General features: G+C 64.0%; 21 protein-coding genes and 1 riboswitch. Of the genes, 2 read left to right on the top strand and 19 right to left on the bottom strand.

The genetic code is table 11. The features are described from left to right. The 5 genes from WBN73_RS19955 to WBN73_RS19935 all read right to left on the bottom strand — a co-directional run. Positions 1-407 (bottom strand): serine dehydratase beta chain (locus WBN73_RS19955; protein WP_337341099.1); only part of this gene is annotated, 407 nt, incomplete at its 3' end. A 223-nt stretch (positions 408-630) separates the two neighbouring features. Beyond that, positions 631-1,017 carry a glycine cleavage system protein GcvH gene (gcvH, locus tag WBN73_RS19950; RefSeq protein WP_280627048.1) on the bottom strand — a complete coding sequence of 129 codons (387 nt, stop codon included), beginning with the start codon at positions 1,015-1,017 and terminating at the stop codon, positions 631-633. Positions 1,018-1,138: 121 nt separating this feature from the next. Then, positions 1,139-2,272: a glycine cleavage system aminomethyltransferase GcvT gene (gene gcvT / locus WBN73_RS19945; RefSeq protein WP_280627046.1), complete on the bottom strand. Its 1,134-nt coding sequence runs from the start codon at positions 2,270-2,272 to the stop codon at positions 1,139-1,141. A gap of 11 nt (positions 2,273-2,283) precedes the next feature. Next, a complete protein-coding gene (gene gcvP / locus WBN73_RS19940; protein ID WP_337341098.1) occupies positions 2,284-5,130 on the bottom strand; it encodes an aminomethyl-transferring glycine dehydrogenase in 2,847 nt (948 codons plus the stop codon). Between the two features lie 181 nt (positions 5,131-5,311). Beyond that, positions 5,312-5,409: riboswitch (glycine riboswitch) on the bottom strand. A 92-nt stretch (positions 5,410-5,501) separates the two neighbouring features. After that, a complete protein-coding gene (locus WBN73_RS19935; protein WP_207596542.1) occupies positions 5,502-6,041 on the bottom strand; it encodes a TetR/AcrR family transcriptional regulator in 540 nt (179 codons plus the stop codon). A 72-nt stretch (positions 6,042-6,113) separates the two neighbouring features. Between WBN73_RS19935 and WBN73_RS19930 the strand changes: the two genes are divergently transcribed. Continuing rightward, on the top strand, positions 6,114-7,664 hold the full coding sequence (locus WBN73_RS19930; protein WP_337341097.1) for an MFS transporter: 1,551 nt from the start codon (positions 6,114-6,116) through the stop codon (positions 7,662-7,664). A gap of 73 nt (positions 7,665-7,737) precedes the next feature. On the opposite strand, the gene WBN73_RS19925 is transcribed toward WBN73_RS19930, so the two are convergent. Beyond that, the gene (locus WBN73_RS19925) at positions 7,738-8,553 is read right to left on the bottom strand and encodes a sigma-70 family RNA polymerase sigma factor (RefSeq protein ID WP_207596540.1); all 816 of its coding nucleotides are present in this window, start codon (positions 8,551-8,553) and stop codon (positions 7,738-7,740) included. 211 nt (positions 8,554-8,764) lie between these two features. Between WBN73_RS19925 and flgN the strand changes: the two genes are divergently transcribed. After that, positions 8,765-9,307 carry a flagellar export chaperone FlgN gene (gene flgN, locus WBN73_RS19920; protein WP_337341096.1) on the top strand — a complete coding sequence of 181 codons (543 nt, stop codon included), beginning with the start codon at positions 8,765-8,767 and terminating at the stop codon, positions 9,305-9,307. Positions 9,308-9,342: 35 nt separating this feature from the next. On the opposite strand, the gene WBN73_RS19915 is transcribed toward flgN, so the two are convergent. From WBN73_RS19915 to WBN73_RS19855, 13 genes are all read right to left on the bottom strand, one after another. Beyond that, positions 9,343-9,570, bottom strand: coding sequence for a hypothetical protein (locus tag WBN73_RS19915; protein WP_207596538.1), 228 nt, complete (start codon positions 9,568-9,570; stop codon positions 9,343-9,345). A gap of 199 nt (positions 9,571-9,769) precedes the next feature. After that, positions 9,770-10,012: a carbon storage regulator CsrA gene (csrA, locus tag WBN73_RS19910; RefSeq protein ID WP_207596537.1), complete on the bottom strand. Its 243-nt coding sequence runs from the start codon at positions 10,010-10,012 to the stop codon at positions 9,770-9,772. A gap of 4 nt (positions 10,013-10,016) precedes the next feature. Beyond that, positions 10,017-10,937, bottom strand: a complete 921-nt coding sequence (locus WBN73_RS19905; protein WP_337341095.1) for a hypothetical protein — start codon at positions 10,935-10,937, stop codon at positions 10,017-10,019. Then, positions 10,915-12,966 carry a flagellar biosynthesis protein FlhA gene (locus WBN73_RS19900; protein WP_207596535.1) on the bottom strand — a complete coding sequence of 684 codons (2,052 nt, stop codon included), beginning with the start codon at positions 12,964-12,966 and terminating at the stop codon, positions 10,915-10,917. Before WBN73_RS19900 ends, WBN73_RS19905 begins: the two co-directional genes overlap by 23 nt. After that, a complete protein-coding gene (locus WBN73_RS19895; RefSeq protein WP_337341094.1) occupies positions 12,963-14,048 on the bottom strand; it encodes an EscU/YscU/HrcU family type III secretion system export apparatus switch protein in 1,086 nt (361 codons plus the stop codon). The genes WBN73_RS19900 and WBN73_RS19895 overlap by 4 nt, the downstream gene beginning before the upstream one ends. Further along, on the bottom strand, positions 14,048-14,806 hold the full coding sequence (locus WBN73_RS19890) for a flagellar biosynthetic protein FliR (protein ID WP_207596533.1): 759 nt from the start codon (positions 14,804-14,806) through the stop codon (positions 14,048-14,050). Before WBN73_RS19890 ends, WBN73_RS19895 begins: the two co-directional genes overlap by 1 nt. A gap of 1 nt (position 14,807) precedes the next feature. Continuing rightward, positions 14,808-15,083 (bottom strand): flagellar biosynthesis protein FliQ, encoded by a 276-nt coding sequence (gene fliQ, locus WBN73_RS19885; protein WP_159708780.1) that lies wholly within the window; start codon positions 15,081-15,083, stop codon positions 14,808-14,810. Further along, positions 15,083-15,829 carry a flagellar type III secretion system pore protein FliP gene (gene fliP, locus WBN73_RS19880; protein ID WP_207597487.1) on the bottom strand — a complete coding sequence of 249 codons (747 nt, stop codon included), beginning with the start codon at positions 15,827-15,829 and terminating at the stop codon, positions 15,083-15,085. The genes fliQ and fliP overlap by 1 nt, the downstream gene beginning before the upstream one ends. A gap of 83 nt (positions 15,830-15,912) precedes the next feature. After that, positions 15,913-16,440 (bottom strand): flagellar biosynthetic protein FliO, encoded by a 528-nt coding sequence (gene fliO, locus WBN73_RS19875; protein WP_207596531.1) that lies wholly within the window; start codon positions 16,438-16,440, stop codon positions 15,913-15,915. Continuing rightward, a complete protein-coding gene (fliN, locus tag WBN73_RS19870; protein WP_207596529.1) occupies positions 16,441-17,154 on the bottom strand; it encodes a flagellar motor switch protein FliN in 714 nt (237 codons plus the stop codon). After that, complete coding sequence (locus WBN73_RS19865; RefSeq protein ID WP_242703537.1) at positions 17,151-18,047, bottom strand: flagellar motor switch protein FliM; 897 nt, start codon at positions 18,045-18,047, stop codon at positions 17,151-17,153. Before WBN73_RS19865 ends, fliN begins: the two co-directional genes overlap by 4 nt. Before the next feature lie 74 nt (positions 18,048-18,121). Then, complete coding sequence (locus tag WBN73_RS19860; protein ID WP_207596525.1) at positions 18,122-18,943, bottom strand: OmpA/MotB family protein; 822 nt, start codon at positions 18,941-18,943, stop codon at positions 18,122-18,124. Beyond that, positions 18,940-19,758 carry a motility protein A gene (locus WBN73_RS19855; RefSeq protein WP_207596523.1) on the bottom strand — a complete coding sequence of 273 codons (819 nt, stop codon included), beginning with the start codon at positions 19,756-19,758 and terminating at the stop codon, positions 18,940-18,942. Before WBN73_RS19855 ends, WBN73_RS19860 begins: the two co-directional genes overlap by 4 nt. Positions 19,759-19,760 lie beyond the last annotated feature (2 nt).

Genomic DNA, 19,760 nt, shown 5'->3' with positions numbered 1-19,760 from the left:
GCCACGGCGAACTTCATCCCGTTCGTATGCCGCGGCAACACCGTCAACGGATGCAACACCATATCCTCCACCGCATACGGCAGCTCCACACCTTCACCGGACGCACCGGCCAGGTTGAGCTTCCCCGTCTCCGCGATAGCGGCCAACCGCGCTTCCACCTCGTCAGGCAGAATGAGCTCGGGGTGGTACCCCTCCAAGCCCAACAGTGTGGCAGTCATGGTCCCGTGGCCACGTCCCGTCGCAGCCAACGAGCCGTACAGATCAACCCGCAACGAGGCCACCGAGCTCAGGACACCAGCGTCCTTCAGCTCACCGGCGAACACAGCAGCAGCGCGCATCGGTCCCACAGTATGGGAACTCGACGGGCCAATACCCACGGAAAAAAGATCGAAAACACCAACAGCCATGGTCGGGATTCCTTAATACAGTTTGAAACGGTCCGGCAGATGGTCCTGCCGGATGGCCTCCCCCGCTTGTGGCGGAGATCGACCGAAGCACGACGCCGGATGGCCCCCCAAAGGCGGCAACCCGGCGTCGCGAATTATTCAGTTACTACAGTCCCACGCTACGCCACTGGATGCGTGCCTGGGTTGCCCCCTGGAACGGGCGGCATTCCCCGGTTGGAGGAACCTAGGAGAGGTCTCCGCCATTCTTGGAGGCGTATTCCTCGGCCGAGAGCAGCGGGCCGTCGGACTCAGCAGCGACCTTGAAGAGCCAACCGGCACCATAGGGGTCATTGTTGATCAGGGCGGGGTCGCCGACAACAGCGTCGTTGATCTCGGTGACCTCACCGGTAACGGGCGAGTACAGGTCCGAGACGGACTTGGTGGACTCAACTTCGCCGCAGGTCTCGCCGGCGGTCACGGAAGAACCAACCTCGGGGAGGTCAACATACACAATGTCACCCAGTGCGTCGGTGGCAACCTCGGAGATGCCAACGGACACGAGGTTTCCTTCGCCGCGGGAGACCCACTCGTGCTCGTCGGAGTACTGAAGTTCGGGCGCTACTTTGGGCATTCTGTTTCCTTACTATGGTTGGTCAAAACTACGGATGGGTCGGAGATAAGGCCCCGAATACCTTCGGCAGGTGGCCCCCAGCACCTTAGCGGTTCACGAAGGGCTGGCAGGCAGACCCGGCTTACTTTTGGCGCTTGTAGAACGGCAGTGCGACGACTTCGAACGGCTCGCTCTTACCGCGCAGGTCAATGTCCAGGGCGGTACCAAGCTCCGAATGCTCGACGTCGACATAGGCCAACGCTACCGGGTAACCGAGCGTCGGGCTCGGCTGGCCGGACGTGACTTCGCCAACCACTGCGCCGTCCTTGAGGACCGGGTAGTGTCCGCGTCCGGCGCGACGCCCCAGGCCCTTGAGGCCAACGAGCTTGCGCCCGCTGGTGGAGCCGGCACCGTCGGCCTTCAACGCCGCGAGTGCGTCCTTGCCAACGAAGTCGCCTTCCTTGGACAGAGCCACCACGGGCCCGAGCCCTGCTGCGAAGGGGTTGCCTTCACGGGAGAGCTCGTTGCCGTAGAGGGGCATGCCGGCTTCGAGGCGGAGGGAATCGCGGGAAGCGAGGCCTGCCGGGGTAAGTTCGCCTTCTTCAGCGGCGTCGGCGATGGCCTGCCAGAGGGCGGCTGCGGAGTCGTTGGCAACGAAGATCTCAAAACCGTCTTCGCCGGTGTAGCCGGTGCGGGCCAGCAGGAGTTCCTGAGTGCCGCCGTCGACCGTGAACGGGACATCAACCGCCGCGTAGTACTTCAGTTCAGTGACCAGTGCGTGCTGTTCAGCCGGCACAAGGCGGAGGAGGATCGCTTCGGCCAGCGGCCCCTGAACAGCAATCAACGAGGTCTCAGCGGAAGCGTCTTCAACAACGACGTCGAACCCGGCGGCGCGTTCCAGCAGTGCTGAAGCAACAACCGCAGCATTGCCGGCGTTCGGAACCACCAGGAACTTCTGGTCACCCCGCCGGTACGTGATGAGGTCATCGATGATGCCGCCGTCTTCCTGGCAGATCAGCGAGTATTTGGCCTTGCCCACAGCCATGGCGGAGATCTTCCCCACCAGCGCGTAGTCAAGGAACGCTGCGGCCTCTGGACCGGTGACCCAGACTTCACCCATGTGGGAGAGGTCGAACAAGCCCGCGGACTTGCGGACGGCGTGGTGCTCGGCCAACTCGGACGAGTACTTCAGCGGCATCTGCCAGCCACCGAAGTCGGTGAAGGACGCGCCGAGCTTCTTGTGCTCTTCGTAGAGCGCGGTGTAGTTCTCAGACATGGAGTCAGTCCTTAGTTCTCAAAATCTTCGATCGGCGGGCACGAGCAGACCAGGTTGCGGTCACCGGCTGCGCCGTCGATGCGGCCGACGGGCGGGAAGTACTTGTCCTGCTTGAGGTGGTGGACCGGGAAGGCGGCCTGCTCGCGCGGGTACGCCCGGTCCCAATCAGAACTTACGACGGCGGCAGCCGTGTGGGGTGCCTTGCGCAGCGGCGAGTTCTCTACCGTGAATTCGCCGTGGGCAACCTGGTCGATTTCCTTGCGGATGGTGATCATGGCTTCGATGAAGCGGTCGATCTCCACGAGGTCCTCGGACTCCGTCGGCTCCACCATCAACGTGCCGGCAACCGGGAACGCCAGGGTGGGGGCGTGGAAGCCGAAGTCGATCAGGCGCTTGGCCACGTCCTCAGCGGTGACGCCGGTCTTGGCCGTCAGTTCACGAAGGTCCAGGATGCACTCGTGGGCCACGAGTCCGCCTTCGCCGGTGTAAAGCACCGGGAAGTGGTCGTTGAGACGGGATGCGATGTAGTTTGCAGCGAGCAGGGCCGACTTGGTTGCTTCCGTCAGTCCCTGGCCACCCATGAGCTTCACGTAGGCCCAGGAAATCGGCAGGACTCCGGCGGAACCGAAGCGGGATGCGGAGATCGGGACGTCGTTGCCCTCGGTCCAGGAGGCTGCATCGCCTGGCATGAACGGTGCGAGGTGTGCCTTGGCAGCAACCGGGCCCACGCCCGGTCCGCCGCCGCCGTGCGGGATGCAGAAGGTCTTGTGCAGGTTCAGGTGGGACACGTCGCCGCCGAACTTGCCCGGCTGTGCAAGGCCAACGAGTGCGTTGAGGTTTGCGCCATCAATGTAGACCTGGCCGCCGGCCTCGTGGATGGCGTCGCAGACCTCGCGGACGTCGGCGTCGTACACGCCGTGCGTGGAGGGGTAGGTGATCATGATGGCCGAGAGGGCATCCCGGTGCGCTTCGATCTTTTTCTTGAGGTCAACGTGGTCGATGGTGCCGTCAGGCGCCGTAGCAACAACTACCACCTTCATGCCGGCCAGCACTGCAGAGGCAGCGTTGGTGCCGTGGGCAGAAGCGGGGATGAGGCAAACATTGCGCTGCTCGTCGCCGCGGGACAGGTGGTAGCCGCGGATCGCCAGCAGACCTGCCAGTTCACCCTGGGAACCGGCGTTCGGCTGAATGGAGACCTGGTCATATCCGGTGATCTCGGTCAGCTGCGCCTCGAGGTCGGTGATGAGTTCACGCCAGCCCTCGGTCTGGGAATCCGGAGCGAACGGGTGGATGGAGGCAAACTCCGGCCAGGAAATGGCTTCCATTTCAGCGGTGGCGTTGAGCTTCATGGTGCAGGAACCCAGCGGGATCATGGTGCGGTCCAGCGCGAGGTCGCGGTCCGAGAGCTTGCGGATATAGCGCAACAGCTGCGTCTCGGAACGATGCGTATTGAATACCGGGTGCTGCATGAAGTCGCTGGTGCGCTCCACGGAAGCCTCAAGAGCGAAGCCTTCAGCGGCTTCGGAAACCGAAGCTCCGAAGACATCAAGGAGACCGCCGACAATCTCGGACGTAGTGGTTTCATCAACAGAGATGCCAACCGTGTCAGCGTCGACGCCGCGCAGGTTGATGCCCTTGGCCTCGGCGGCGGCGACGATCTCGCCTGCCTTGCCGGGAACGCGGACGGTGATGGTGTCGAAGAAGGATCCGTGCAAGACCTCGACGCCGGCAGCCTTCAGTGACGCTGCCAGGGTGCGGGCGTGGCCGTGCGCGGTTTCAGCGATCGCCTTGAGGCCCTCGGGGCCGTGGTAAACGGCGTACATCGAGGCCACGATGGCCAGCAATGCCTGTGCGGTACAGATGTTGGACGTGGCCTTCTCGCGGCGGATGTGCTGCTCGCGGGTCTGCAGCGCCAAGCGGTAGGCGGGGACACCGGCATCGTCCTTGGAAACGCCCACCAGACGGCCCGGCATGGAACGCTCCAGGCCCTTTTGGACCGCCATGTAGGCGGCGTGCGGGCCGCCGAAGAACAGCGGAACACCCAGGCGCTGCGCGGATCCAACGGCGATGTCCGCGCCCTGCTCGCCCGGAGGGGTGATGAGAGTGAGGGACAGGAGGTCGGCAGCGACCGTCACCAGCGCGCCACGCTCCTTGGCCTCGGCGATCACAGCTGAGTGATCGAAGACGCGGCCGGAAACACCGGGCTGCTGGAGGACGACTCCGTTGATGTCACCTTCCGGGAGACCGAGCGAGAGGTCAGCAACCTCGACCTCAAAGCCGAGGGCCTCAGCGCGGCCCTTCACAATGGCGATGGTCTGCGGGAGGCAGTCTGCGTCGAGGACGGTCTTGCCATCCCGTGCACCTGCGTTCTTATTGGCCCTGCGCATCATCAGGACGGCCTCGGCCACGGCCGTGGCTTCGTCCAGCAGGGAGGCGTTGGCGATCGGGAGGCCAACCAGATCCTGGACCATGGTCTGGAAGTTCAGGAGAGCCTCGAGACGGCCTTGGGAGATTTCCGGCTGGTACGGGGTATAGGCGGTGTACCAGGCCGGGGACTCAAGGATGTTACGGCGGATCACCGGCGGCGTCACGGTATCGAAGTAGCCCTGGCCGATCATCTGGACAGCGGTCTTGTTCTTGGACGCAAGCTTGCGGAGCTCGGCCAGAACCTCAACTTCGCTCAAAGCGTTCTGCAGGGTGAGGGCGACGTCCTGGCGGATGTCGTTCGGGACGGCGGTGTCCACCAGCGAATCAACGGTGTCGTAGCCGACGGACTTGAGCATGGTCTCAATGTCGGCTTGGCGGCGGGCGCCAATATGCCGATCAACGAAGGTGGTGGAGGCAGAACTAACCGTCACGAAGGAACTCCATTACTTGGGCGGCGTTTGGGTACGCCACAGCGGCTGGGTTCCTCCCCGCTCTGTATTGGACCTGAGAGTTTCCGCGCGTTGCGTGAACAACCATCGCTTGCACCGTCGGTGAGCACAGCACTCTTTCACCCTTGAGGTGGGCAGAATGCCTGCTGCTTTCCAGAGTTGCCTCGCCGCGGCGGTGCGTGGGCCTGAGAGATTCCTGGGGAGGGTTTGCTCCTACGGCGCCTGCATCACATGCTTGCAGGACTCTCCCGCCGCAGATCAAAGGCATTTTCAGTTATGTATGACCCCGATCAGGGGAGGCCACAGGGGTTAATTGTCCTACGTCACGGTCGCCGCCGCAAATGGACTGCCCGTTACTTCCTCAGCCGCTCAAGGACTCCAAGCAGGATTTCGACGTCGGCCTCCCGCCCGACATTGCCGCCCTCTTGCCCGCCCTCGAACATCGCGTTGAAATAGAGCCCGTCACCCATGTAACTGACTGCCTTGGCAACCTCTGGGCCGACGTCCTCGGCGAGCACGTCCAGCCACCGCTGTTGAATGGCGGCGAATCTGCGACGCGTTTCCTCGTGGGCCACTTCAGCCAATCTGGTGACTGCAACAAAAGCCCGGTCCATCGGCGTGTCCGCCCAGAGCGAGGAGCGAATGAAGTAGGCGGCGGAACCATCGGGCGACGCCTTCATCAGCTCCGTGTCCTCGTCGGCCAAGAGATCCAGCCGTTCAAGCAGGGCCGTGATCAGTGCTTCCTTATTGGGGAAGTGGTAGAGCAGCCCACCTTTGGACACCCCTGCGCGCTTGGCAACGGCGTCGAGCGTGGCAGCTCGCTCCCCCACCTCGATGAGGAGGGCTTCGAAAGCATCCAGGACGGCGTCCCGGGCAACTGGTTTTCGTGGCATGTGTCCATCATTCCCTAAAGGCTCGCCGGGTTGTATTTGAAACTATACCGTCTGGACGGTATAGTAAATGACATGTACTCGCCGTCCTCAACCCAAGCACCCCGTTCCGCTCGTCCCGATATGGGCCAGGCAGCACCGTGGCGCGATTGGACGGCACTGGCACTCCTGATGTTCCCGGTGCTGCTGGTGGCCGTCGACAACACCGCGCTCACCTTCGCCCTGCCCGAGATCGCCCGATCCCTGGAAGTGGGCGGCGTTCAGCTGCTGTGGATTGTTGACGCCTATCCCCTGGTCCTCGCCGCACTGCTCGTCTCCATGGGCAACCTCGGCGACAGAATCGGACGACGGCGGCTGCTGCTGATCGGCAGCACCGGCTTCGCAGCGGTTTCGGCTGCTACGGCATTCGCGCCTTCCGCTGAATGGCTCATTGCCGGACGCGCGGGCCTTGGTGTCTTCGGCGCCATGCTGATGCCCTCAACGCTGTCCCTGATCCGGAACATCTTCACCGATCCCAACCGCCGGCGGCTCGCGATCGCTGTGTGGGCTGCCGGCTTCTCCGGTGGTGCGGCGCTCGGCCCGATCTTCGGCGGCTGGCTGGTGGAGCACTTCTGGTGGGGTGCCGTCTTCCTTGTGGCAGCGTTCCTGCTCCTGCCGCTTCTGGCCTTCGGCCGGGTCCTGATTCCCGAGTCCAAGGACGCCAATCCTGGCCGCGTGGACGTGAACAGCATTGTCCTGTCCGTGGTCACCATGGCCCCGTTCGTCTACGGCATCAAGGAATTCGCAGTTCACGGCTTCGGAGCGTCGGCTGCAGCTTTCATGGGCTTCGGCCTGGTGATGGGCATCCTGTTCGTTCGCCGCCAGCAGCGGATCGAAAACCCCATGCTGGACGTCGCTTTGTTCAAGAACAAGGTGTTCAGCACGGCAATCGTGGCAAACGTGCTGTCCTTGTTCTCCATGACGGGCTTCATCTACTTCTTCGCCCAGCACCTGCAGCTGGTTGAGGGACAGTCCCCCATGGAGGCAGGCATCGCCATGATTCCTGCCCTCCTGGCAACAGTCATCGCAGGCCTGCTGGTGGTGCCGCTGGTCAAGCGTGTCCGGCCCGGCTTCGTTGTCGCTGCTGGTCTGACGCTCAGCGCCATCGGTTACTTGATTGTGGTGGTGGGCGACCACGGCAGCGGCCCGATATTCCTGCTGTCAGCCCTGACCGTTCTCGCCGTGGGCGTGGGTGCTGCGGAGACCATCTCCAACGACCTCATCCTGGCCTCAGTACCTGCCGACAAGTCCGGCGCCGCCTCAGCCATTTCCGAGACCGGCTACGAGTTGGGTTCGCTCTTGGGGACGGCCGTGCTCGGCTCGATCCTCACGGCTTCCTACCAGCACAACCTCATCATTCCGGACGGCGTCTCCTCACAAGCCGCCGGGAAGTCAGGGGAAACCCTCGCCGGTGCTGTTGATGCGGCAGCCGCACTCCCGGCGCCATTGTCGGAAGCGTTGACAGTCGCCGCCCGGACAGCTTTCGAGTCCGGCGTCCACATCACTGCGGCGATTGGGCTGGTCCTGATGGCCGGCGCGGCAGTGCTCGCCGCCGTCGTCCTCCGGCGTGTGCCGAAGGCGCAGTAATCGCACTAGTCCTCGTGTCAAGAACGGAAGGCCGGGTCGCTCAGCGGCCCGGCCTCTTTTACGTGGTGGCTACCTAAACAGCGCTGTTGAGTGAGGACCCCAGGCCCAGGCCGCGGGTGATACCGCCGGTGGTTGCGGTGGCCAGCGCCGACAAGTAGTCGTTGCGGCGCCGCGCCGTGATGCGGGATTCAGGTTCAAAGGCTTGATCCGGGCTGTCCGCGTAATGGGCGGCCAAACCGTCGCGCATGAGACGGATACCCTCGGCCCGCTGCTGCGATACGGCGGCGTGGGTTGAGCCCAGCTCCTCGGCAAGCTCCTTTACGGAACGCCCTGCCAGGTAGATTTCCTGGATCACGAAGCGCATCTTTTCCGGCAAGGCATCGACGGCGGCCCGAAGGTACTTGATGCGCTCATCGGCCAGGACCGAGTGCTCCGGAGATTCGGCAGGAGAGGCCACAGTATCCGCGACGACTTCGTCGAGGGAGGTGAGGGTTCGCGAGGCATCGGCTAACGCAGCCTCAACGTGGCTGCGTTCCACACCGAGCGCGGACGCCATCTCGGCAACACTGGGGCTCCGTCCCAGGACTCCCGTCAGCGTCTCCTGGATGGCCGTGGTTTCCTTGATCCGCTTGCGGGCTGAGCGTGTGGCCCAATCGCCGGCCCGCATCTCGTCCGCGAACGCGCCCACGATCCTGCGGCGGGCAAATGCGCCGAAGGGAACGCCGAGGTCAGGATCAAAGGAGTCCGCCGACGTAATGAGCGCCATGGAACCAACAGAAGCAAAATCGTCGCGCGATAAATGCGTGGCACGCGCGCAAAGGTCAGAGACCAAGTAACCAACGAGCGGAAGGTGCTGCAACACCAGCTCGTTGCGCTGTTCGCGATTCAAAAGTGAGTCCCCCCATGAGACCGGATTACTGAGTTGCAAGAACCTGAAATGCTGAGTCCCGCAAGGCCGCCTAGAGACCAATCACAGCGGCGTTTCGGGACTTCGTTCAGGTACGTGTTCAGTGAACATACCACCTGAAAACGACTCTGCGTGTACGCTCAACAGAAGTAAACACAAACCCTGCCAAATCGTGATTTTGGCGGGCAATAAAATGAATTGGGGAACCGTGGGGGCGGACGAGCTATCGGCAACGCTGTGGCGCGAGCGGAGGCAACTTGATTTCTTGCTTTTCCTGCTCGAAACGCAGCTCCTGCATCTCCGGGCAGGCAACTGGCACCGGCTGAACTTCACCGCGGCCGAACTTGAAAAAGTCCTCGAAAATCTCCGATTCGAATCACTCGCACGCGGTGTTGAGGCGTCCGCGCTGGCCGCCGAATGGAAAGCGCCGGACCATTTGACGCTTCCGGCCCTCATTTCGATCGCACCGCCGGGAATCTGGCCTGAACTTCTTGAGGATCACCGCCGCGGGTTGGCTGAACTTCTGGCTGGAATTGACGACGCCGTTGCCGCCAACGTCACGCTGTTGGAGGACTCACAGGCCCCTGCGCCACTCCCGCAGCCCGGTATTGCTGACCTGGCCGGTGACACGGACGATCTTGCGCTCCTGGCCCGGGATGCCAACGTCCAACGCGCCATCACGGCTGTCCGGGGTGCCACGCTGCCATTGCTCCGGGACTTCCTGGGCCTGGGCTAGCTTCCCGAACGCCCTCTCTCACATCCCACGCCCCTTCAGCCGGCAACGGCACGGTACAGTCCATAGGCGGCGAGCACCATCACCGTGACTCCAACGATCAGGTCAGTCCAGGTGGCCAGCGCCTCCTTGGCGTTCTTATTCTTCTTCGGTACGTGCATGATGCCGGCGACGAGAAGGAAGACACCGCCAGCGAATCCCGCGGGAAGCGCCCACCCCGGCACCAGCGCGAGAAGGCCTGAGAGCCCCATGCCCACGTTGGCCATGCCGAGTTCGCGTGTGAGTTGCTTCTCCTGAACAGTCGAAATTGATGCGCCAAGGATCGCTGCAGTGGGCCCCTTGCCCGAGACCTGGGCTAAGCCCGCGACAAGCAGTCGGGTGCCGACACCCCAATAATGGGCTCGAATCCCTTCGAGTTCAGCCTGACAGCTTCAGAATAGCGACAGCAGAAGGTGAGAGAGGGTGCTATTCGCCGGATGGGGCAGGCGGGCGGAGGTTCGCCAGGAGTTCCTCAGCCTCGGGGCCGGCCTGCGTCGCGGCCAGGTTCGCCGCAGCAATAGCCGCCACCACCTCGCTCCGCTGGATGGACACACCCCGGGGGGCTTCGATTCCGATCCGAACGCCGTCGCCGCGCCCTTCCATGACGGTGATGACAATGTCGTCCCCGATCATGATCTTTTCGCCCGGCTTACGCGTCAGTACCAACATGCCTTCAATGTACCTTTCCTAGGGCCGGTGCGGTGGCCGGAGTGCCGTCCACCCAGCCAACGGGAATGCCAAGCATGTCCACTGTCTCCGGACTCGCTGTTTCCGAGGCACCGATGACTACTAGCCCCGACACCGCCGCTGACTCTCCTGCCAACACATCCTGCAACGCCTGCACCCAGGCCTTCGTGTCCTCAGGCTTGCGCCGGGCGTCGACCACAATCCACAGTTGATCGGCAGCGAGGCTTGCGATGTGGGCAGCTTTCGGCGGTACGTCGCGCGGGCGCCCCAGTCCGAAGGCAGCCACCACGGTCTGCCCGGTCAGGACCGCCTGGGCGCGTGCCGCCGTCGCACTTTGCCGTCCTTGGAGGTGCCGGTGACCGAAGGCGCTGAGATCCCCGGCCGTGCGGACGTCGGAGCCGCCGGCGGCGATGGACATTTCCAGGGCGGGGCCGAGGGCGTCATCGCCCAAGCCCAGGAGGACGATGAGGTTGCCGTCGCCCGTCATGGCTTGGGGTACGCGAACAGCGCTCGACGGCGGCAAGGGCACCGGAGCGGGTAAGCGCGGCGGAGCCGCTGGTTGCAGTTCCTTGCCGAGCTGTTCCAGGAGGCCCGCGAAGTCCGGAGAGGCTGTGGACACGGGAGCGGGTGCGGCCTTGTGCAGCTCAAGTTCGGCGGCGTCGGCACGCTCCAGCAACGCCGCAATCGCCGGCCCGTGCAACTCATGAACAGGCCAGGGAGGGGCGGCATCCGGCACATCCGCAACCTCCACTGTCGCCTCGAAGCGGGCTGCGGCGAACAACCCCACAATGCCCGGATTGGTGACCTTCTCAGCAGCTACGATCCTCGCCCCTGGACCGTATTGCTGAACTGCCTTCTCCCGGATGGCCTCCAGCGAGGCGCCACTAAGCTTGTAGCGCTTCTGCATAGCGGACCACCCCTACTGTTTCAATGCGGATGTTGGCCGAGGTAACTTCGCGGTACGAGAGGACGGGGACACCGCCGTCGGGGCTTGCTACGAGGCGGCGGATGGCAGGGCGCAAGGCCGGTGCGCACACCAGGACTGCTTCCCTGCCGGCCGCGGCCGCTCCGTCGACGGCGGACTTCAGCGAGGTCAGGACGCCGTCGAGTTTCGCCTGGCCCATGATTATTTGCGTCCCACCCTCGGCCGGGCGCATGTCCTCAAGCATCGACTGCTCCAGCAACGGATCAATCATGATCACGTTGAGCACTGCGCCGTCGAGGTACTTGTTGGCCAGAACCGGGCCCAGGGAGTGCCGCGCAGACTCGACCAGGGACTCAGGGTCGGTGGACACCTTGGCCCTCAGCGCGAGTGCCTCGTAGATCCGTGGGAGATCGTTGATGGGGACCTGCTCTTCCAGCAGGCCCTGCAGCACGCGCTGGATTTCGGCCAAGGACATCAGCCCCGGTGTGAGCTCCTCCACGGCGGACGGGCTCTGCTTACGGACCCCTTCGGTGAGCACGCGGACGCCCTCACGGGTCAGGAGCCGGGCAGCGTTGGCCGAGATGATCGAGGACAGGTGTGTAACCAGAACGGACACGCGGTCTATCACCGTTGCCCCCGTCATTTCCGCGCTGTGGCGCATCTCCGTGGGAACCCATTTGCCGGACAACCCGAAGACGGGCTCCACGGTTGCCGTTCCGGGCAGTGCGTCCAGGAAGTCGCCCAAGGCGAGCAGCTTGCCCGACGGCGCCACTCCCCTTCCAGCCTCGACTCCGGCGATACGGATGGCATAGGTGGACGGCGGCAGGTCCATCGCGTCCCGCGTGCGGACCGGCGGAACCACGAGTCCGAGTTCCATGGCGATCTTGTGCCGGAGGGAACGCACCCGTGCCAGCAAGTCGTCGGAGGCACCGGAGACGATGTCCACCAGGTCCGGAGCCAGCAGGATCTCCACGGGATGGACGCGCATGTCTTCCATGAGCCGCTCGTTGGGATCTTCTTCCACAGTGCCGGCGGCGACTGCCTCGGCGGCCTGCGCCTCAGCCTGGAGCTTCTGTTGGGTGGCTACCCGCCGCGAAGCGAGGACCAACAGCGCTCCCACCACGACGAACGGAAGGATGGGCATGCCGGGAATGAGCGCCATGCTTCCTGCGGCCAGACCTGCGATCAGCAGGGCGTTGGGCGACTGCATCAGCTGCGAGGAGGCCGTACGGCCCATGTCCTCTTCGGCGTTGGACCGGGTGACGATCATGCCGGTGGACACAGCCATGAGCAGGGCCGGGATCTGGGTCACCAGTCCATCGCCCATGGTCAGGAGGCCGTACGTGTTCAGGGCATCGCCGGCGTCCATGCCGCGCTGCAGCACGCCGATGGCGATGCCGCCCACAAAGTTGATGATGATAATGATGATGCCCGCGATGGCATCGCCCTTCACGAACTTCGAGGCACCGTCCATGGCGCCATAGAAGTCGGCCTCCGCGGAGACCTCGGCACGGCGTTTCCGGGCTTCGGCGTCCGTGATGAGCCCAGCGTTGAGGTCGGCATCGATGGCCATCTGCTTGCCGGGCATGGCGTCCAGGGTAAAGCGGGCGCCCACCTCGGCAACGCGTTCGGCGCCCTTGGTAACCACCACGAACTGGATGACCACCAGGATCAGGAACACCACGGCGCCAATGATCAGCGAACCGCCAACGGTGACCTTGCCGAAAGCCTCGATGACCTGCCCTGCAAAGCCCTGACCCAGTACAAGACGGGTGGACGCGACGTTGAGCCCAAGCCGGAAGAGCGTGGCCACCAGCAGCAATGATGGGAAGACCGAGAAATCCAGGGGCTTCTTGACGAACATGCTGGTCAGCAGGATCAGGAGCGCGAGCAGGATGTTGCACACGATCAGGAAGTCCAGCAGCGGCGCCGGCAGCGGAACAACCAGCAGCAGGACAATACCTACGATGCCAACCGGCACGGAAAGCCGGGCGAATTTGTTGTTCTTCATGCCTGGAAACTCTCTTTCATACTGTGTATGCCTCGCGCAGTTCCCCGCGTCTTCAGCGACATCACGAACGCCAGTACGGCGGCGACGGAGCGATACAGCTCCACCGGGATCTCCTGCCCCAGTTCGCAGGCGGAGTGGAGCGCCCTGGCGAGGGGGATGTCCTGAACCATCGGCACACCCTTCGCTTCGGCTTCTTCCCTGATGCGGGCTGCGATGAGCCCCGATCCCTTGGCCACGACGCGTGGTGCCGATTTGCCGGCGTCGTACTTCAACGCAACTGCCACGTGCGTCGGGTTGACCAGCACGACGTCGGCGTCCCCGATCGCGCCGATCATGCGGTTGCGGCTCATGCTGAGCTGGCGCGAGCGGCGTTGGGATTTGATGAGGGGGTCGCCGTCGGTGTTCTTGTTCTCGTCCTGGACTTCCTTCTTGGACATCCGGGTCTTCTTGCGGTTGCGCCGCATCACCACAAAAATGTCGGCCGCGGCCAACACCAAACCGGCCGCTACCGCAAACTGGATCAGTGCGCCGACTCCACCGGCGGCCGCCGCCAGCACACCGGCCACCGGAAGGCCGCCGGCCGTCAGGAGCACGGGCATCAACCCCTGCACCACGGTGTACAGGACAAGACCCACGACGGCGGTCTTCAGCAACGCTTTGGCGCCTCCCCAGAGTGCCTGGCCACCAAACATCCTCTTGAAGCCCGCGAGCAGGTTGAAATGCTCGAACTCAGCACGAAACTTCTTGAACCGGATGCCACCCTGAAGCGCGGATCCGGCGAGGACCACCACGGTGACAACGAGGAGTAGCGGCCCCAGGATTCCGGCAAGGGAACCCAGACCCGCTTCAAGCGCGGCCACGGCCTTGGCGGGGTCGGGCTCTGCGATGACACTCTTCACGGTGAACAATTGGTCCACTGCCGCGTTGGACGCGTGGTCGATGGTGGCGGGGAGCATCGCAGCGGCAGCCCCCACTGCCAGCCAGGCCATCAAGTCCTGGGACCTGGAGAGCTGGCCCTTCTCCCGGACCTCGCGCATCCGCTTGTCCGTGGCTTGTTCGGTTTTCTCCTGTGAATCCGCCACTAGCCCACCCCCAGCACGGTGTTGGCCGCCTGCTCGGCGAGGGTTGCCACGAGCCTGGGCAGCGCCAGGAACAGGAACCCAGCCAGAGCCAGCGTGATGAAGATCTTGAGCGGGAAGCCCAAGGCGAAGGCGTTCAGCGCAGGGGCGACGCGGGTCAGGAGCCCGAGCCCGACGTCGGCCAGCACCAGGACCACCAGCAGCGGACCTGCGATCTGGACTGCTGCGAGGAACATTCCTGTCAGGGCACCGATCATGGCTTCGACAGGCTGGCTGAGGTCGATTCCACCGGCCAGCGGCAAGGCCCTGAAGCTCCCGGTAAGGCCGCCGATGACCAGTTGGTATCCGTCGGAAGCGAAGAGCAGGGCCAGGGCTGCCATTTGCATCAGGCGGGTGAACTGGGCACCGTTGACCATCATTTGGGGGTCGAATGCCTGGGCCATCTGGAAGCCGCTGAACAGATCCACCAGGCTGCCCGCGGACTGGATCGCGGCGAAGATCACCATCACCAGGAAGCCGAGGAACAACCCTGTGACCAATTCGAGCACCACAGCCATGACGAAGCCGGCGGTGTCTTTCGGAACGGCATCAGCGGACAGCCTCTGGGAGACTGCCAACCCCAGTCCAATTCCCAGCATGGCCTTGATACGGGCCGGAATGGCGTGATGGGCGAACGGCGGGGCCACCATCAGGAAGGCCGTCATGCGGACCGAGGCCAGCAACATGACCTGGATCCACGATTGGTCGAGGGGAATGTCCACCTCACGCTCCGCCGATCAGTCCTGGGATGCGGGCGAACAGTTCGTTGGTGAACGCGACCATTTCCGAGATCATCCAGTGGCCGCACACCACCAAGGCGATGGCGACTGCCACAGCTTTGGGCACGAAGGACAGCGTGGCTTCCTGGAGTTGGGTAATGGATTGCAGGAGGGAGATGGCCAGCCCGACCACCAGCGCGGTGACGAGGGTAGGCGCAGCCAGCTTGGCTGCCACAATCATGGCCTGGAGGCAGATGTCCAGGACTGCGTTGGTATCCATCAGCCGCTCGAATAGCTCTGGATCAGGGACGTGATGACCAGTCCCCAACCGTCCACCAGGACAAACAACAGGATCTTGAACGGCAGCGAAATCATCACCGGCGGGAGCATCATCATGCCCATGGACATCAGTGCTGCCGAGACCACCAGGTCGATCACCAGGAAGGGGATGAAAATGACGAACCCGATGATGAAGGCGGCCCGCAGTTCCGAGATCATGAACGCCGGAACCAACGTCTGGAACGGGACGGATTCGGGGTTGGCCGGGTTGGCCATGTCCGCGGCCCTTGTCATCAGTGCAATGTCCTCTTCACGCGTATGGGCCAGCATGAAGTGCTGCAGCGGCGACCACCCGGCAGCCATTGCACCGTTGAAGTCCAGGCCGCCATTCAGGTACGGCTGCACGGCAACAACGTTGATGTCCGAAACCACCGGCCACATGACGAACAGGGAGAGGAAAAGGGCGAGGCCGGCAAGGACCTGGTTCGGAGGGATCGCGGGCAAGGACAATGCGTTCCGGGTCATCGCCAGTACCACGAAGATCTTGGTGAAGGACGTCATCATGAGCAGCAGCGCCGGGGCCACCGAGAGCAGCGTGATCCCGATCAGCGTCACGACAGCCGTGGAGGGTGTCCCGTCCAGACCATTGATATCGATGCTGACGTTTCCACCGGATTCCGGCGCCGCCGGCGAGGTGGGCGGCGTGGGCTGGGTGGGGTCGATCGGCGTCGCGTGTGCCGCTGCCATGCCAAGCCACACTAAGGCTGCCGTGAGCAGCAAAACCGCCAGCACGGACACCAGCCGCGGCACGGCAAAATCAGCGGATCGGTTCAATTGCGGCGTCCCCTGAAGGCATCCGAGGCTTGACGCCACGTGGACGCGGACAGGATGGAGCCGTGCATCGGTGGTGCAGTGCGCGCGGGGTCGCGGGTGCCGTCAGCGCGGGTACCGTCAGGGAGGCGGCGCGGCTGGCTCCGGAGGTGGAGTTCGCTGCGACGGCGCAACTCGGGAAGCGGCTCGCCCGAGGCCTGGCGGAAAAGCTCTGCAAAGCTCGCCGATGGCTGTTCCTGCACAGCCTCTACTGCCTCGACAGTCTCCGAAACAACAACGGGCGCGTCGCTGCTGTGCAGCACAGTGACCGCGTGCTCGGTTACGCCGAGCAGGAAGCGCTTGTCCCCGGCATCGACCACCACCACAGAGGCTTTCTGGCCCACCACCTGTCGGCTGACCACCGTGAGGGCAGCGTCGGCGCGTCGGCGGCCTTTGCCCTTGCCGAGTCGCTTCTGGACGAACCAGATCAGCCCCAGCACCGCGCCCAGAGCCACGAGCACGCGCAGCCCGAGGATGAATGAGTCCATCTAGAATGTTCCCTCTGCCCCGTCCAGGATGCGGGTGATGCGGACGGCGTAGTCCTGGTCCACCACCACTACCTCGCCGTGAGCGATGAGCCGGCCGTTCAGCAGCACATCGGCCGGCGCCCCGGCCGAACGATCCAGTTCAATGACGCGTCCGGGCTCCAGTGCCAGGGCATCCCGGACAGACATCCGTGTACGGCCGATCTCCACGGTCAGCGCCATTTCCACATTGCTGATGAGGCCCAGACGCGCAGCCATGTCACTGTCCTGGCCGGCGCGGGCCGTGTTCAGCGCAGCACCGTTGTCCCGCACGCGGACGGCGAACCAGCCAAAGGGGGCACCGCCGTCGTTGAGCTCGAATACTGCGGTTCCCGGATCGGACAGCAGCCCGGCGGCGTCTTCCTCGCGCAGCTCCCCCAGCACACCGGCGTCGAACGCTGACGCGGCTTGTTCCAAGGCGGGACGCAAGACATCGATGGCGGAGACCGCACCCAGCAGCCCGGACCCGCCTGCGGCGGCCAGGAAGGACCGGTCCACCAGCAACAAAGCGAAGTCCGTGGTCGAGGCACCCACAAACGTGGCCGTCACGGCGGGAGAAGCGTAGGCTGCTGCGTCCTGGGCCGGGACGATGCCCGCAACGCGGAGAGTGGAAGCACTCGGCAGATGCAGGGCCAGGCGCTCGGCTGCCGCCGCCTGAAGGGTCAAAATGTTGCTCATCGCTGGTGCTCCTCGGTTGTGACGATGACGGCGGCGGCCCTGGAGCCGTGGCGGGCAGCCGCGGCGGTGGCCAGGCGGGTGCCGTTGATGGTGACGTCGAACGGCCGGTTTTCCAGGTGCGGCAGGTGCAAGACATCGCCGACGGCGAGGCCCAGGATCTGCGCCGGCGTCACCGGTGCGGGGGTCAGCTGCACGGCAACATCCACGGGCACCTGGGCGAGCTGCGTCCGGACCAAGGCCTCGTTATCCACGCTGTGGACGGTGGGGTTCACGTCGCCGAGCCCAGACAGCAGGACGTCTGCGGGAATGGCCAGGGTGGCAGCGCATTGGGTCTCGCCCACGTTGACGCTGAAGGAGGCCACGATCATGAGTTCAGACGGCGCAGCGGCTTGCGCGAACTGGGAGTTGTACTGGATACCGTCCATGGCCACGGCCTGGGTCAGGAGGTTGCCCAGCGAATACCGCAGATCCTCCAGCACTTCCTCCACCATGCGGGAAATCAGTGCGTGCTCGATCTGGGTGAATTTCCGCTCCGGAGCCGCGGTGTCTGTTGACCCGCCGAGCATCCGGCTGAGCCAGGACAAGGCAGCCGTCGCGGGGAACTGGATGACCAGCCGGGACTCGCTGCCGTCGATCCTGCACAACACCATGGAGGTCACCGACGGAAGAGAGGCAGAGTATTCGTCGTAGCTCTGCATGCTGAGCTGTTCCAAGGTGGCGGTGGACTTCAACCGGACTTTGGCGGTGAGCTGCGTCCCCCACTGGCGCGCGAAGGTTTCAAAGGCCACTTCCAGCACGCGGCTGTGTTGGCGGGGCAGGGTGGTGGGTCGGCGGAAGTCATAGACGTCCACAGTGCGCTGGCGTGCCGCCGCGCGATCTTCCTGTTCTCCCACGGATGGCACTATCGGCATGTCAGGGAGGGGCGTAAGGCTTTCTGCGCAGGACTATGTGGCGGCTGCTGCGGGCGCTATTTTGCCGCCTTCGCCGCGGCGGCAGACTCCTTGGTTTGCGCTTCGATGGCACCCGGAATCAACGCACGGACATCCTCCGGACTGGCCGAGAGCAGCACCACGTCCACGCGCCGGTTCAGTTCCATGAGCTCCTCGGTGGAATCGTCCGTCACTTGGCGGGCAGCACCGAAAGCAACGGCGCCGATCCGCCCGGGTGGCATGCCTGAGTTGTCAACGAAATACCGGAGTACGTTCACGGAACGTGCTGCTGAGAGCTCCCACGTGGACGCGAAAGCCGTGACGCCTTTGGCCGCGTGGCCCTCCACCATGACCTCCAGGCCGGAACCCACCACGGTGGGAGCGATGGTATCCAGGATCTGGACGGCCTTGGGGGTGAGGTCAGGCATGTCGGGCTGGAAGAACGTTTGGGAACCCACCAGCTTTACCGTCAGCCCACGCTCCCCCACCACGAACTGAACGTTTGCTGACAGGCCCTGGGCGTCCAATTTAGCCTGCATGGCGCCCTGCAGTGCCGAGAGTTTGTCGGCCTCCTTGATGGCCAGGTCCAATGCCGAGAAGCCTTCGCCGTTGGACGTGGCGAGTTCGGCCGGCACCACTACGCCGCTGGCAGTGTCCACTTTCTGGCTGATTTCCGTGCCGAATCCAGTGGCCAGGGAGTTGCGCAGTTTCTCAAACTTCACCTGGTCCACCGAGGACATGGCGAACAGGACAATGAACATGCACATCAAGACGGTGACCATGTCCATATAGGAGGCCATCCAGCGTTCGTCGACGTGGTGCTCTTCAGGCTGCCCGCCGCGTCTCCTGCGGGACCTCATGCTGCCCTGGACGCCGAAAGCTTGCCGGGCTTGCCGCCGTCGTCCGCTTTGTCCTTGGCTTGCTTCGACTTGCCCTTCGTCTCGGCAGGAGCCATGGCACGGAGCCGTTCGGCCAGCAGCAGCGGTTGGGTGCCGTTCTGCACCGCCAGCAATCCCTCCATGAGGAGCGTCATGCGTTCGATTTCAAGCTCCGACAGGCGCTTGAGCTTGGCGCTCAACGGCAGCCAGATGAAGTTCGCGGACAGCAAGCCCCAGAGGGTGGCCACGAAGGCAGCTGCGATCATCGGGCCGAGGTGGTCGGGAGAAGACAGGTTTTCGAGGACGTGGGTCAGTGAAACCACGGTTCCGATGATGCCGATGGTGGGCGCATACCCGCCCAGTGCTGCGAAGAACTTGGAGGACACGTGGTCGGCACGCATTTTGGTGTCGATCTCATCCTCCATCAAGAGGCGGAGTTCCTCGGCGTCCGTGCCGTCGGCGATGTTTTGAAGGGAGCGCTGCAGGAACGGGTCCTTGGCGTTGTTGGCCTCTTCCTCGAGGGACAGCAGGCCGTCGCTGCGGGCCTTCTCGGCGAGGCGAACCAACTCGTCAATGCTCTCAGTGGGCTTGGCAGGCTTGCCAATGAAAGCCTTGGGTACGTCCTTGAAGGACTGGACCACATCGCGGAGCGTATTGCCTGCCAACCCCACCGCGATGGTGGCACCGAAAACCAGGATCATGGGTGCGGGCAGGAGCAGCGACATCAGGTTGGCGTGTTCCAGGGTGACCATTGCCACCACGGATGCGAAGGCCAGCAGCAGACCGACGATTGTCATGG

This window comes from Paenarthrobacter sp. CCNWLY172, assembly GCF_037402035.1.
Lineage (GTDB): Bacteria > Actinomycetota > Actinomycetes > Actinomycetales > Micrococcaceae > Arthrobacter.
The sequence above is the reverse complement of the archived record's forward strand: the minus strand, read 5'-3'. Positions and strand labels throughout refer to the sequence as shown.

What these genes read in the sequence shown, in the direction of transcription:
- csrA (WP_207596537.1), bottom strand. Translation starts at nt 10,012, where the DNA reads ATGTTGGTACTGACGCGTAAGCCGGGCGAAAAGATCATGATCGGGGAC.
- WBN73_RS19905 (WP_337341095.1), bottom strand. Translation starts at nt 10,937, where the DNA reads ATGCAGAAGCGCTACAAGCTTAGTGGCGCCTCGCTGGAGGCCATCCGG.
- flgN (WP_337341096.1), top strand. Translation starts at nt 8,765, where the DNA reads ATGAATTGGGGAACCGTGGGGGCGGACGAGCTATCGGCAACGCTGTGG.
- fliQ (WP_159708780.1), bottom strand. Translation starts at nt 15,083, where the DNA reads ATGGATACCAACGCAGTCCTGGACATCTGCCTCCAGGCCATGATTGTG.
- fliN (WP_207596529.1), bottom strand. Translation starts at nt 17,154, where the DNA reads ATGAGCAACATTTTGACCCTTCAGGCGGCGGCAGCCGAGCGCCTGGCC.
- gcvT (WP_280627046.1), bottom strand. Translation starts at nt 2,272, where the DNA reads ATGTCTGAGAACTACACCGCGCTCTACGAAGAGCACAAGAAGCTCGGC.
- fliO (WP_207596531.1), bottom strand. Translation starts at nt 16,440, where the DNA reads ATGGACTCATTCATCCTCGGGCTGCGCGTGCTCGTGGCTCTGGGCGCG.
- WBN73_RS19900 (WP_207596535.1), bottom strand. Translation starts at nt 12,966, where the DNA reads ATGAAGAACAACAAATTCGCCCGGCTTTCCGTGCCGGTTGGCATCGTA.
- fliP (WP_207597487.1), bottom strand. Translation starts at nt 15,829, where the DNA reads ATGGCAGCGGCACACGCGACGCCGATCGACCCCACCCAGCCCACGCCG.
- WBN73_RS19935 (WP_207596542.1), bottom strand. Translation starts at nt 6,041, where the DNA reads ATGCCACGAAAACCAGTTGCCCGGGACGCCGTCCTGGATGCTTTCGAA.
- WBN73_RS19860 (WP_207596525.1), bottom strand. Translation starts at nt 18,943, where the DNA reads ATGAGGTCCCGCAGGAGACGCGGCGGGCAGCCTGAAGAGCACCACGTC.
- gcvH (WP_280627048.1), bottom strand. Translation starts at nt 1,017, where the DNA reads ATGCCCAAAGTAGCGCCCGAACTTCAGTACTCCGACGAGCACGAGTGG.
- WBN73_RS19915 (WP_207596538.1), bottom strand. Translation starts at nt 9,570, where the DNA reads ATGGCCAACGTGGGCATGGGGCTCTCAGGCCTTCTCGCGCTGGTGCCG.
- WBN73_RS19930 (WP_337341097.1), top strand. Translation starts at nt 6,114, where the DNA reads ATGTACTCGCCGTCCTCAACCCAAGCACCCCGTTCCGCTCGTCCCGAT.
- WBN73_RS19855 (WP_207596523.1), bottom strand. Translation starts at nt 19,758, where the DNA reads ATGACAATCGTCGGTCTGCTGCTGGCCTTCGCATCCGTGGTGGCAATG.